This window comes from Streptomyces sp. NPDC059875 (assembly GCF_042731085.1).
In the GTDB taxonomy this organism is placed as follows: domain Bacteria; phylum Actinomycetota; class Actinomycetes; order Streptomycetales; family Streptomycetaceae; genus Streptomyces.
Genome location: NZ_JBHWJZ010000001.1, coordinates 420,310 through 433,037 on the forward strand (window position 1 = coordinate 420,310; position 12,728 = coordinate 433,037).

12 protein-coding genes and 1 tRNA gene are annotated in these 12,728 nt (G+C 70.6%); 4 read left to right on the forward strand and 9 right to left on the reverse strand.

Going from position 1 to position 12,728, the window contains the following annotated elements; genetic code table 11:
- Positions 1 to 119: 119 nt before the first annotated feature.
- A tRNA-Pro gene (locus tag ACFV9D_RS01640) sits at positions 120 to 193 on the reverse strand.
- 127 nt (positions 194 to 320) lie between these two features.
- Here ACFV9D_RS01640 and ACFV9D_RS01645 point away from each other — a divergent pair.
- Entirely contained in the window at positions 321 to 1,007 is a 687-nt protein-coding gene (locus ACFV9D_RS01645; RefSeq protein WP_385139218.1) for a transketolase, read from the forward strand.
- A 25-nt stretch (positions 1,008 to 1,032) separates the two neighbouring features.
- Complete coding sequence (locus ACFV9D_RS01650; protein ID WP_385139221.1) at positions 1,033 to 1,926, forward strand: transketolase; 894 nt, start codon at positions 1,033 to 1,035, stop codon at positions 1,924 to 1,926.
- A 22-nt stretch (positions 1,927 to 1,948) separates the two neighbouring features.
- Here the strand turns inward: ACFV9D_RS01650 and ACFV9D_RS01655 are convergent, their stop codons facing one another.
- Positions 1,949 to 2,320 (reverse strand): MmcQ/YjbR family DNA-binding protein, encoded by a 372-nt coding sequence (locus ACFV9D_RS01655; protein ID WP_385139224.1) that lies wholly within the window; start codon positions 2,318 to 2,320, stop codon positions 1,949 to 1,951.
- A 542-nt stretch (positions 2,321 to 2,862) separates the two neighbouring features.
- Here ACFV9D_RS01655 and ACFV9D_RS01660 point away from each other — a divergent pair.
- Complete coding sequence (locus ACFV9D_RS01660) at positions 2,863 to 4,062, forward strand: acyl-CoA dehydrogenase family protein (RefSeq protein ID WP_385139226.1); 1,200 nt, start codon at positions 2,863 to 2,865, stop codon at positions 4,060 to 4,062.
- A 107-nt stretch (positions 4,063 to 4,169) separates the two neighbouring features.
- Here the strand turns inward: ACFV9D_RS01660 and ACFV9D_RS01665 are convergent, their stop codons facing one another.
- Genes ACFV9D_RS01665 through ACFV9D_RS01685 form a run of 5 tightly spaced genes read right to left on the reverse strand, consistent with a single transcriptional unit; the run spans position 4,170 to position 8,129 of the window.
- Positions 4,170 to 4,739 (reverse strand): GAF domain-containing protein, encoded by a 570-nt coding sequence (locus ACFV9D_RS01665; RefSeq protein WP_385139229.1) that lies wholly within the window; start codon positions 4,737 to 4,739, stop codon positions 4,170 to 4,172.
- Complete coding sequence (locus ACFV9D_RS01670) at positions 4,736 to 5,359, reverse strand: ATP/GTP-binding protein (protein ID WP_385139232.1); 624 nt, start codon at positions 5,357 to 5,359, stop codon at positions 4,736 to 4,738. The genes ACFV9D_RS01665 and ACFV9D_RS01670 overlap by 4 nt, the downstream gene beginning before the upstream one ends.
- Entirely contained in the window at positions 5,337 to 5,708 is a 372-nt protein-coding gene (locus ACFV9D_RS01675) for a DUF742 domain-containing protein (RefSeq protein ID WP_385139235.1), read from the reverse strand. Before ACFV9D_RS01675 ends, ACFV9D_RS01670 begins: the two co-directional genes overlap by 23 nt.
- A gap of 2 nt (positions 5,709 to 5,710) precedes the next feature.
- Positions 5,711 to 6,145, reverse strand: coding sequence for a roadblock/LC7 domain-containing protein (locus ACFV9D_RS01680; protein ID WP_356888025.1), 435 nt, complete (start codon positions 6,143 to 6,145; stop codon positions 5,711 to 5,713).
- A gap of 7 nt (positions 6,146 to 6,152) precedes the next feature.
- Complete coding sequence (locus ACFV9D_RS01685) at positions 6,153 to 8,129, reverse strand: ATP-binding protein (protein WP_385139239.1); 1,977 nt, start codon at positions 8,127 to 8,129, stop codon at positions 6,153 to 6,155.
- A 568-nt stretch (positions 8,130 to 8,697) separates the two neighbouring features.
- Between ACFV9D_RS01685 and ACFV9D_RS01690 the strand changes: the two genes are divergently transcribed.
- On the forward strand, positions 8,698 to 10,029 hold the full coding sequence (locus ACFV9D_RS01690; protein WP_385139242.1) for a flavin-containing monooxygenase: 1,332 nt from the start codon (positions 8,698 to 8,700) through the stop codon (positions 10,027 to 10,029).
- 19 nt (positions 10,030 to 10,048) lie between these two features.
- Here the strand turns inward: ACFV9D_RS01690 and ACFV9D_RS01695 are convergent, their stop codons facing one another.
- Both ACFV9D_RS01695 and ACFV9D_RS01700 read right to left on the reverse strand, forming a co-directional pair.
- Positions 10,049 to 11,104: a tryptophan dimethylallyltransferase family protein gene (locus ACFV9D_RS01695; protein WP_385139245.1), complete on the reverse strand. Its 1,056-nt coding sequence runs from the start codon at positions 11,102 to 11,104 to the stop codon at positions 10,049 to 10,051.
- A gap of 272 nt (positions 11,105 to 11,376) precedes the next feature.
- Positions 11,377 to 12,726: a cytochrome P450 gene (locus ACFV9D_RS01700; protein ID WP_385139248.1), complete on the reverse strand. Its 1,350-nt coding sequence runs from the start codon at positions 12,724 to 12,726 to the stop codon at positions 11,377 to 11,379.
- Positions 12,727 to 12,728: the final 2 nt, after the last annotated feature.

The following is a 12,728-nucleotide window of genomic DNA, read 5'->3' on the forward strand; positions in this document are numbered from 1 at the left end:
GACGCGCGCGTCGCCCTCCGACCGGTCAAGGCGAGTTGGTCCCCAAGTGGTCCCCACAAACGATCAAGGGGCCGTTTCAGATTTCTCTGAAACGACCCCTGATCTGCGACTCTTTCGAGTCGGGACGACAGGATTTGAACCTGCGACCCCTTGACCCCCAGTCAAGTGCGCTACCAAGCTGCGCCACGTCCCGGTGCCCGTCTGACCTGGGGTTTCCCCCGGCCGAACGCGCATGAGAACAATACCGCACTTCCCCGGGTGGAAACGAACCGCTTTCCCCGCTTGACCTCAACCTCGCTTGAGGTCGCACGGTGGGTGCCATGACGCACACGGACATCGACCGGCTCCACGCCCTCATGGCGCTGATGACCGGCGACGAGAAGCACTCCCCGGCCGCCACCTCCACGCTCGACGCCCTCTGGGTGCTGTACGACCGGGTCCTTCGGGTGACGCCCGGGACCGTCGCGGACCCGGGGCGGGACCGCTTCCTGTTGTCGAAGGGGCACGGGCCCATGGCGTACTACGCCGTCCTCGCCGCCAAGGGCTTCTTCCCCGAGGAGCTGATCACCGGCTTCGGGTCGTACGACTCGCCGCTCGGGCACCACCCCGACCGGACGCTCGTGCCGGGCGCCGAGATCGGCAGCGGGTCCCTGGGGCACGGGCTGCCGCTGGCCGTCGGGAGCGCGCTCGGGCTCCGCGCGCAGGGGCTCGCAGAGCCGCGGGTGTGGGTGCTGATCGGGGACGCCGAGCTGGACGAGGGCAGCAATCACGAGGCCATCGCCTATGCGGGACCCGCCGGTCTCGAGCAGCTGCACACGCTGGTGATCGACAACAGCTCCGCGACCTACGGCTGGCCCGGCGGGATCGCCTCGCGCTTCGAGGCCGCCGGATGGTCCGCCGAGACCGTCGACGGACGTGATCACGACGCGCTGTACGCCGCCTTCACCGCCCCGCACCCGGGCCGGCCGCGTGCCGTGGTCGCCCGCGTCGAGCCCAAGAACGCCTGATCAGCCCCCGGCAAGGAGAACCTCCATGGACACCATGCGTGACCGCTTCATCTCGACCACCAGTCGTCTGCTCGACGAGGACCCCCGCCTCGCGCTCGTGCTCGCCGAGATCAGCAGGGACGGGTTCCAGCAGGCCGAGCGGCGCCATCCGGACCGTGTGATCAATGTCGGCATCCGGGAGCAGCTGCTGATCGGCGCGGGCGGCGGGCTCGCGCTGACCGGGATGCGGCCGATCATGCACACCTTCGCGAGCTTCCTGGTCGAGCGCCCCTTCGAGCAGCTCAAGCTGGACTTCGGGCATCAGGGCGTGAGCGGCGTGCTGGTGAGCGCGGGAGCCTCGTACGACTGGCCGGCCGGCGGTTTCACGCACATGTCGCCCGGCGACGTGGCGCTGCTCGACACCCTGGACGGCTGGACGGTCCACGTCCCCGGCCACCCGGACGAGGCGGAGACGCTGCTGCGGCAGGCCGCCGCGGGCGACGATCTCGTCTACGTCAGGCTCTCGCTCCAGTCCAACGCCTCGCCGCGCCCCATCTCCCCCGGCTTCAGCACCGTCCGCGAAGGGCGGGGCGGAGTCGTCGTCGCGGTCGGACCCATGCTGGACAACGTCCTGGCCGCCACCGAGGGCCTCGACGTGACCGTCCTGTACGCCGCCACGATCCGCCCCTTCGACGCGGTGGCCCTGCGCCGGGCGTCCGCCGCGGCACGCCCGGACGTCGTCCTGGTCGAGCCCTACCTGGCCGGTACGTCGACGGCGGCCGCCAACGACGCCCTCGCCGCACTCCCCCACCGCGTCATCGGCCTCGGGGTCTCCCGCCGGGAGCTGCGGAGGTACGGAAGCATCGACGAGCACCTGGCCGGCCAGGGCCTGGATCCGGCCGGACTGCGGGAGCGCGTCACGTCCTTCCTCGGCGGGTGAGCGGCGACGAGCTCGGGCCCGCTCAGCGCTCCTCGGGCGGGACCCCTATCTCCGGGTACTGCTCGAGGAGCCTGCGCGGAGCCGCCTGGCGCCAGGAGTCGGCGAGGATCGCGCGCAGCTCGTCCTCGTCGTCAAGGGCGCCGATCCGGACGCGTACCCAGGCGTAGCCGTCGTCGTGCCCCTCCCGCAGGAAGAATTTGGCGGGCTCGGACGCGATGAGTTCGACGCGCTCCTCTTTGGGGCATTTCACCCCCATCGCCTGGTCGTCGTCGTCCAGCGAGGCGAAGATCCTGCCGCCCGGACCCGCGCGGAACGTGGGCATGCCCCAGGCGAGCTTCTCGACCGCGCCCGGCAGCGAGAGGGCGATCCTGCGTACGTCGTCGGCGGTGGGCATACCTCGACCGTACGACCCGCCACTGACAACGACCTCCCTGTCGGCGCGCCCCCTGGGAGCGTACGCGCCGGATCACGCGCCGGTCACTCCCTGTCACACGCCCCGGCGCCTCCTCGCACATCCGTACGCCGGGCTCGGCCACCCTCCGCCAGGGTTCGGGCCGGCCTCGACCCCGCACTTCCGGCCTCCTCCGGGCTCGGCGATTCTTCCGGCATGCCGCCCCTTTGGTGAAGTGGGGGCGTATGGGGCGCTCCAGCAGCGCTCCTCGCCATATGCCCGTCAACTCTTTGCCGTTGGCATGTGGCAGAAAGAAGTCCACGGGGAATGCCCTGGTGACCCTCCCGAACAGGCGGAGTCCATCCGAAACACAGTCAGATTCAATCGTCAACCAATCCGGTTTCGGACAAACTCCGTGGCGATATTGCTCCACTCCAGAAAGATCAACACCATGGAGTGTCGGCCTGTTCGGGACGGGGCCACTGCCGATGCACCACCTGCTCGAACAACCGAGCGAGCAGGCGTTTCGCAGGGGAGGGACTCGTATGGACAGCTACTTCAGCAGTCGGCTCCATCATCAACTCAGGGAGACCGTCCGGGACTTCGCGGAGAGTGAGGTCCGGCCACGAATAGCCGAAATGGAAGCGTCCCGCTCGGTGCACCACGAGCTGTCCCGGCTGATCTGCGAGCAGGGCTGGCTGGGCGCCACAATCAGCCAGGAGTACGGCGGCATGGGCGCCGGCCATCTGGCCAAAACCATCATCATCGAGGAGCTCTCCCGGGTCAGCGGCGCGATGGGCGCCATGGTCCAGGCCTCCCAGCTCGGCACCGCCAAGATCGTGCACTTCGGCAGCGACGAGCAGCGCAAGACCTGGCTCCCCACCATCGCCGCCGGTGAGTGCCTGCCGACCATCGCGGTCACCGAACCCGAGTCGGGCGGTCATGTCCTCGGCATGACCGCGAGCGCGGTCCGCGACGGCGACGACTACATCCTCAACGGCAGCAAGGTCTTCGTCGGCAACAGCCACGTCGGCGATCTGCACGGTGTGGTCGTCCGCACCGGCCCCGGATCGAAGGGCCTCACGGCCTTCCTCGTCGAGTCCGATCGCCCGGGCTTCCGGCTCGGCCCGCAGGAGCCGGCCATGGGGCTGCACGGCTTCAGCTTCGGCGAGCTCATCTTCGAGAACTGCCGGGTCCCGGCGGCCAATCGGCTCGGCGACGAGGGCGACGGCCTGTCCGTCGCGTACTCCTCGAGCGTGCTGTACGGCCGGGCCAACCTCACCGCCGTCTCGCTCGGCATCCACCAGGCGATCCTGGAGGAGACGACCCGGTTCTGCGCGGAGCGCCACCGCTACGGCAAGCCGCTGCACCACCTGCCCACGGTCAAGCTGAAGCTGGGTCAGATGCAGTCCCGTCTGATGACGGCGCGGCTCGCCGCGTACCACGCCGTGCATCTGCTCGACCAGGGTCTGTCCTGCGACGCCGAGCTGATGAACGCCAAGCTGGTCAACGTGGAGTCGGCGATCGACTCCGGTCGCAACGCGATGGAGATCCACGCGGCCGCCGGTCTCTTCACGGACCGCCCGATCGAGCGCTACCTCCGGGACGCGCACCACATCTTCGCCCCCGCGGGCACCTCCGACATCCAGCTCCTTCGGCTGGCCGAGGTCGCTCTCGGCCAGGACAAGGGCAGTTGGTCCGAGAAGCTCTCGGACCTGCTCAAGCTGGAGCCCGTCCACGCCTGACCACGCGCAGGACCGCACCGGGGCTCCGCGCGCAGACACAGACGCGCCCCGGCAACGGCAACGAAGCCGTCCCGGGGCGCCACCCGTGTCGTTCCTGTCGGGCGGGGTCAGAGCAGCCCTTCCTCGCGGCGGTGGATCTGCTCCACCAGCTCCGCCGCGAGCGTCTTGATGGTCTCCAGACCGGCCCGGCCCCACGGTCGTACGTCGGTGTCGACGACGCAGATCGTGCCCAGCGCTGTTCCCGTACGGTCGATCAGCGGCGCGCCCATGTAGGAGCGGATGCCGATCTCGTCCACCACCGGGTTTCCCGCGAACCGCGGGTAGTCGCACACGTCCTCCAGAACGAGCGCCTTGCGACGCACCACCACGTGCGGGCAGTAGCCGTGGTCGCGGGCCATGTAACGGCCGACGTTCCCGCCGGCCGCCGCCGCGCCCAGATCACTGCCCGAGTGGGTGCCGGCCGGGGTGTGCAGTCCGGCGAAGAACTGCCGGTTCTCGTCGATGAAGTTGACCATCGAGTACGGGGCTCCGGTCACCTCCGCGAGCCGGTGGGCGAACTCGTCGAAGGCGGGCTCCGGCCGCTCCCCGAGACCCAGTTCGCGCAGCCGCCGCACACGGGCGGGCGCCTCCCGATCGACGGGGGTCAGCAGCAGATGACCGGTCGGGTCGTAGGTCATGACGGTGCTCCGTAGCTCGGCACGGCGGCCGGGATGGTGGTGAGCAGATGCTGGACGAGGGTGAGGAGGGTGCGGATGCCGGCGCTGGAGATCCGGGCGTCGCAGAGCACGACCGGCACCTCGGGCTTGAGGTCGAGCGCCGCCCGCACCTCGTCCGGCTCGTAGCGGTAGGCGCCGTCGAACTCGTTGACCGCCACGACGAATCCGATGCCGCGCCGTTCGAAGAAGTCGACGGCGGAGAAGCAGTCCTGCAGGCGCCGGGTGTCGGCGAGGACGACCGCTCCGAGCGCACCCTCGGAGAGCTCGTCCCACATGAACCAGAAGCGCTCCTGGCCCGGGGTGCCGAAGAGGTACAGCACGTTCCTGTCGTCGAGCGTGATGCGCCCGAAGTCCATCGCGACGGTGGTCGTGGTCTTGGACTCCACGCCCTCCAGGCTGTCGGTGGCCGCGCTGACCTGGGTCAGCAGCTCTTCGGTGCTCAGCGGTTCGATCTCGCTGACCGCGCCCACGAAAGTGGTCTTGCCCACGCCGAAGCCGCCCGCCACCAGGATCTTGAGCGCGGTGGGGAACGGATCGGTCGCGAAACTCTCGTGGCGCTCAGAGCCGTTGTCGTAGGCCATCGAGCACTGCCTCCAGCAAGGAACGGTCGGTTGGGTTGGCGTGGAAGCGGGGCGCCCGGGCGGTCAGCGCCCCGCAGTCCACGAGATCGGAGAGCAGAACCTTGGTGACGACCGCCGGGAGCCGTAAGTGCGCCGCGATCTCCGCCACCGAGGTGGGTCCGTCGCACAGCCCGAGGGCCAGGCTGTGCTCGGGACCCATGTGGGCCTGCGGTGTGGAGCCCGTCGCCATCACCATGGAGAGGAGGTCCAGCGCGGTGGTGGGCTGGGTCCGGCCGCCGCTCACGGTGTAAGGGCGGATCAGCCGGCCGGCCGCGTCATCGAGCCAGGGCCCCTCCTGGGGGGACGACACGCTCACTGCCCCGCGCTGCCCGCCGCGCCCGCCGCCTGTCTGGCGGGAGTGACCAGATACGGCCGTACGCTCTTGACCAGCATCGCCATCTCGTACCCCAGAACGGCGGCGTCCGCCTCGCGTCCGGCGAGGACCGCCAGGCACGTGCCGGATCCGGCGGTGGAGACGAACAGCAGGGTGGAGTCGAGCTCGACGACCACCTGCCGTACCTCGCCGCCGTCGCCGAACCGCGCGCCGGCGCTGCGGCCGAGCGAGTACAGCCCGGAGGCCAGCGCGGCCATGTGGTCGGCGGCGTCGGTGTCGAGGCCGTGGACCGATTTGACCAGCCCGTCGGAGGAGAGCAGAACCGCGTTGCGGGTGTACGGGACCCGCTGGACCAGACCGCTCAGCAGCCAGTCGAGATCCGAGGAATGGCCGTTCGGCGCATTGCTCGCCATGGTGCATCTACTCCTTGCGCGCGTCACCGGGACGCAGCGGTTCTTGGGGGGACGGCTGGGATTCGGCGAGTCCGATGCCGCGCTGGAACGCGGCCATGAGACCCGGGTCGTGCAGAGCGTGTTCCTCGGGCCTGCGGGCCGCTGGCTCGTCGCGCAGCTGCGGGACGAGGTGCTCCTGGGCACGCCGCTTGGGGAGGAGGGGACGGCCCGGCGGCTCGGTGCGGGGGGCCTGGGGGGCGCTGCCGGGGTTGGCACGCTCGGTGTGGTCTCCCCGTACGGGGAGGGGGGCGGCGTCGTGTGCTGAGGGAGCCGGGGAGGGCACGCCCGCGTTCGCCGACTGCAGCGGTATGGCGGGGGCGGACGTGGTGTAGGTCAGCGGCCGGTGCGGGGGTCCGGCCGCGGGCTCCGGCGCGTGGGCCGGCGTCCGTACGGGAGGGTGCGCGGACGCGTGGACGGGCGCGGGCGCCTGCGTCGGTACGGGTGCCGGTGAGGGCATCCCGGTCGTGTGCGTTCCGGTGCCGTGCACTCCGGCCGGGTGCGTGCCGGCGGTGTGCACTCCGGCCGGGTGCGTGCCGGCGGTGTGCGTGCCCGTCGTGTGCGCCCCGGTCGGGACCGGGACGGCGGGGGCCGCGTGGACCGCCGGAGGAGCCGCCGGCTGAGCCATCTGCGGGGCGGCCTGGGGCGCCTGGGGCGCAGCCACGGCTCCCGGCTGGCTCTCGCTCCGCGCGAGCCCCTCGGGGTCGGCGCCGAGGAGACCCTGCGGCAGCACGAGGACGGCTTGGACACCTCCGTAAATGTTCGACTGGAGGCGTACCGCGATGCCGTGGCGTCGGGCGAGCGCGGAGACCACGAAGAGTCCGATGCGGCCGTCCTGGAGCAGATGGGCGACGTTGACCTGATCGGGGTCGGCGAGCAGGGCGTTCATCTTGTTCTGCTCCGTGACCGGCATGCCCAGGCCGCGGTCCTCGACCTCGATGGCGAGGCCCGCGGTGACGTACTGGGCCCGCAGCAGCACCGTGGTGTGCGGAGCGGAGAACAGCGTCGCGTTCTCGACCAGTTCGGCGAGGAGGTGGATGACGTCGGCCACGGCATGGCCCCGGAGCGTACCGTCGATCGGCGGCACCAGTTTCACGCGCGGGTACTGCTCGACCTCGGCGATCGAGGAACGCAGTACCTCGGTCATCGTGACCGGATTCGACCACTGGCGGCGGGAGATGGCGCCACCGAGCACGGCCAGGTTCTCCGCGTGACGGCGGATGCGGGTCGCCAGGTGGTCGACGTGGAACAGGCCCTTGAGCAGCTCGGGGTCCTCGACCTCGTTCTCCAGCTCGTCCAGGAGCTGGATCTCGCGGTGGACGAGGGACTGAAGACGACGGGCGAGGTTGACGAAGACCTCGACCTTCTGCTCGTTGCCGACGCTGCTGGACAGCCGGGAGGCCTGCACCACGGCGGCTACGGCGGCCTCGTGGGAGCGGGTCAACTCCTGGGCGAGCAGGTCGAACTCGTCGCCGGACGCCGCGGGCGGCGGCGTGGCCGGGCGGGCCGGGGCGCCGTCGCCACGGCGCAGCTGCTCGACGACCGTGCGCAGTTCGCTCTGATGGCGCGCGCTGGAGCGGCGGAGCGCGTTGCAGCGGTCGAGCACGGACTTGGCCGCCCGGTCGGCGCCGAGCGCGGCCGCGGTCACGGAGGCGACCGTGAGGGCCGCGGCTCCGGTCAGCGCGGCCCAGAGGCCGGGGGTCGGCCCGGCTCCGGTGGAACGGATGGTGAAGAGTACGGCGGCCGCGCCGCCGAGTGCCACGGCCACGGCCGGAAGCACGGAGGTGCGCAGGAGTTGGGAGCGTATGCGGGCTTCAGTCGGGGGCGGCGCGGAGTTCTGCGCGGGGTTGGGAGTCCCCGCACCGGAACCGGAACGGGCGCCTGACCGGCCGTGCCGTCCGCCCTCACGGCGTTCGGACCGCGCGGCGGGTGCGCGAAGTTGAGACATGAGTGTCCTTGGTACGTGCCCAGGAATCGGCGTACTACGGGGGTGTACTACGTGGGTGTGATGAGCCTACCGATGATCACCAAGCACACACTGTAGTCGTCAACCGTTCACGTGCGGTGCGCAGTTGGCAAACTTACCCGTAGAGCGCCCCACTCTGGTATCACCCTTCGCACGACCGGCCGAGAACGCATGGCCGAAACCCGGCGGGGCGCGCCGGAGGGCCGCGAACGGAAGAGTCCGGAGGCGTGTGTACGCCTCCGGACTCCGTGGAATCGCTCCCTGACCGGAATCAGCCGGCGCGGCCTCGCGCAGCGGAGTGCGTGCGCCCTCGATCACGCCCCGGACGGTCTCCGTGCGCCGCTTTCCGGCCATCTCCTCGGACCTCGAATTCGCGTTCGCGTTCGTACCGCCGGTGCCGATGCCATGACCGTCGGCGTGACTGTCCGTAGGACCGGAACCACCCCACTCACCTGCGGCGCTCCGCCGGTGGAGCCGATCGGTATCGTGAGGCGCCCCGGGCTCCTGCTGCGCCCGATTCGACGACGGATGGTGTTCTGTGGAGGAATCCTTGGGCGGGTCACGTGCCGTTCCCACTTCGGCGACCGTGTGCGTGATCGGTGCGGGCCTGTCAGGGCTGGCGACCGCACACGCGCTCTCGGTCAGGGGAATCGACTTCGTCTGCCTGGAGAGGTCACCGGACGTCGGAGGGATCTGGCGCCGGCCGGGGGCCGGCGAGCCCGGTCCGGCCTATCTGTCGCTGCATCTCAACACCGCCAAACAGCTCACCGGTTACGCCGACTTCCCCATGCCGTCCGAGCTGCCCCTCTACCCCCGGCACAGCGATGTCGCCGCCTATCTGCGGTCCTTCGCCGAGTGGGCCGGACTGCTGCCGCGTATCGAACTGCGTACCGAAGTGGTCTCCGTGCGGCAGGACGGCGACGGAGCCTGGACGGTCATCAGCCGGGACGCGCGCGGGGAGGAGACGCAGCGGCGTTTCGATCAGGTGATCGTCGCCTCCGGTCACAACACCGAGGCGGCGCTGCCGAATCCGCTGCCGCCGGGCTCCGACTCCTTCGCCGGAACGATTCTCCATTCGATGGACTTCCACGACGGCAGGGACTTCGCCGGTCAGCGGGTCGTCGTCGTGGGCATGGGAGCGTCGGGTGTGGACATCGCCGCGGACCTCTCGCGGCACGCCGCGCAGACCGTGCTCTCCGTCCGCCGGGGGCTGCACGTCGTGCCCAAGCAGCTCTTCGGCATGTCCGTGGATCTGATCGCCGACGCGCCGTGGTGGAACGACATGCCCTTCCCCGAGCAGCGGAGCTTCGTCGAGCAGGCACTGTTCGTGGCGCGGGGAAGGCTGTCGGACTACGGTCTGCCCGAGCCCGACCACCCCGTCTTCTCCTCCGCCGTGACCATCTCGGACGAGATTCTCAGCCGGATACGGCACGGCGGGGTGGTCCCGAGGCCGGCCATCGACTCCCTGGACGGCAGCCGGGTCTCCTTCACCGACGGCACGTCGGTGGAGGCGGACGCGATCGTCTACTGCACCGGATTCCGCATGGCCTTCCCCTTCCTGCCCGCCGGGTGTCCGGCGGATCCCCGGCAGGGGGCGGTCGAGCTGTACAAGCGTGTTGTCGCAGCCGACCGGCCCGGCCTCTACTTCGTCGGTCTGATCCGGCCCGTGGGCTCGATCACGCGGCTGGTGGAAGCCCAGTCGCGGTGGGTCGCGCAGATCATCGACGGCGAGGTCGCCCTGCCGTCCGCGGATGTCATGCGCAAGGAGATCGACGCGTATCTGAGCGGTATCGAGGAGCGCTACGGGCGGACCGAGAGTTCCTCGATCCAGGTGGACGTCGGCCCCTATCTGCGGGAGTTGCGGGAGCTGCAGGACGCCTGAGCCGGGGCTGCGGGGAGCCTCAGTGGACGACTTCCGGCCGAGGAGCCGGTACAGCCACGGTGACCGGCGGCCTGACCTCGTACGCCTCCGAGGAGATGTACGCGTTCATGCGCGGCGGCCGGCCCTGCTGGTGGACGAGTCCCAGGTAGGCGATGAGCCCCACCCCGTCCTCGAGCCGGCGCGAGGTGACGGCGGACAGGGCCCGGCCGAGCGGGGCGGGGTCCATGCCGTGGCGGCGGAGCACGGCCACGGCCCGGTCGAGGGCCTCCCCGTCGTGGCGGGCGTAGTCGCGGACCGGGATGTGCAGGGTGAACCCACTGGGCAGGCCGGTCCGGCTCTCGGTGAAGGCGTGGCAGCTCAGGCCCGGCCGGCGATCGAGCGGTACGTCCGGCTGGTCGAAGCCGTAGGCGTCGATGTCGTGCCCGGCCGCTGTGCGGAAGAACCGCTTGATGTCCGTCTGTCCCGGGCCGCCGGCCACGCGGGACAGACCGGCCGCCTCCGCTGCGGACAGGTTCTGGTGCGCGAGGTAGACCTTCACCCGGGGTTCTTCCCAGTCGCCCAGATCCAGGGCGAGGAACAGATGGCGATCGCCCTCGGGCAGCGCCGCGAACGCCTGGCGGTGGCCGAGCCGGCGCAGTGCCTCACGCACCGTAGCGGCGGAACGTTCCTGCCCGGACGCCGCGGGATTCAGGTACACCTTGGCCTTGGGGACCCCGCCGGGGAGCAGCTCCAGCGCGCACCAGAGCGCCAGCGGGCCCTCGGGCTCGGGAGGGAAGAACAGGTCCTCGAGCTCGTCCAGCCGCTTGGTGTCGAATCCCCATCGCCGCGCCATTTCGCGGACGACCCGCAGCCCGATGCGCCCGTTCTCCGCCAGGCTGCCGGCGCCGTACCCGGGCTCCAGCAGCACCCGCAGCGTCGGGTCCGCGTCCGGGACGAAGGCGAGGGAGAACTCCACCGGCGTGTGGTCGTCGGAGAGGAAGGTGTGCTCGGGCGGCAGAGCGAGCGGCCGCTCGGCGGCGGGGCCCAACACGGTGAGCAGCGTGTGGGCGTACTCCGCGGAGTCGGCCCCGCTCAATCCTACGGCCTCGCACAGCCGCAGGACCTGTCTCGCCGCGTGACCGCCGAGCGTTTCCGTACTGCGACTGAGCGCCCAAGAAGATACCCGCCCGGTTGGGCGGGTATCGAGGGCGTCGAACTCGATGGGACCTTGCATGAAACCGGCGTCGGTGGATATGTGCTCCACGACACCTCCTTCGCCTCGTAAGCACCACGGAACAACGCGATGCTCACTACCCCCGTGGCGGATCACTCATGCGATGGCGGTGCAGCCAAGCGGAGTTGCGTCCATCACTTCGCCAGCCAGGTGAGGAACTGGCTCCACATTCCGCCGCGTTCACGCTTGCGGCCCGCCTCGGACTCCTGCGGTCGCGTGGGCGCCTCGGGACGTGCCTGCGTGCCGGTCCGGCGCACGGTGTCGACCGGGGTGAACCGGGCGGGCAGCGTGGTGAGGCCCCGGTTGAACGGGCCCGGGCGCCAGACGAGGCTGTCCTCGGGCACGGACAGTTCGACATCGGGGAGTTGGTTGAGCAGGTTCTCGATGGCGGTGACGGTGATCTGCCGGGCAGGCTCCTTCGACGGGCAGGCGTGCGGGCCCGCGCTCCACGCCAGATGGGACCGGTTGCTGCCGGCCTGGCGTGCGGCGGACAGCTTCGGCCCCGAGTTGGCGGCCGCGAAACTGACCAGCACGAGATCGCCCGCACGGAACTTCTGCCCGGCGAACTCCATGTCGGCGGCCGGGTAGTGCGCCGCGTAGTTGGACATCGGCGGGTTGTCCCACAGGGTGTCGTCGAGGGCCTCGTCGATCAGGCCGCCCCCGTCGGCGTACCGGTCGTTGGTCAGCAGCCGGTGCAGGGTGTTGCCGATGAGGTTGCCCAGCGGATCGGTGCCCGCGCCCAGGAGCAGGGCGACCTGGTGGACCATCTCCTCGTCGGTCAGCCTCGCCTGATGCTGCAACAGCCAGGAGGTGACGTCCTCGCCCGGCCTGGCACGCTTGAGCGCCACCAGTTCACCGACGGCGCCGAACAGGACCTCGACCGCCCGCTCGGCGTTGATGCCGTCGAACATGCCGGTGATCCCGAACAGCACCCGGTCGCCGATGTCGGCGGGACAGCCGAAGAGTTCGTTGAACACGAAGAGCGGCAGCTGCCTGGCGTAGTCACCGAGCAGGTCGGCGGAGCCACGTGCGCCGAACTGCCCGAGGAGGTACTCGGAGACCTGCTCCGTGGTCCGGGTCAGCTTGCGCGCGTCGACGCGGGCCATGGAGTCCGTGATCGCCTGGCGCAGCCGCAGGTGCTCGGCCCCGTCGCTGAACATGCTGTTGGCCCGGTACGCCAGCGCGGGTACGACCGGGTTGTCCGGGGCGATCAGGCCTTCGTTGAGGTCCCGCCAGCGGCGCGCGTCCTTGCGGAAGGAGCCGGAGTCCTGGAGCAGTTGCAGCGCCGTCGCGTAGTCGGTGACGAGCGTGGCCTCCACCCCCGGAGCGAGCTCCACGGGTGCGGTCGGTCCGTAGTGGCGCAGGTAGGTGTAGTACGCCTGCGGATCGGCCGCGAACTCCGGCCCGTGCAGCGGCACCCGTGCTCCGGTGCCGTGGGCGGGGCACCCGGGCGGGGGCACGGGGGCGGTGGGTCGAGCGTCCATGT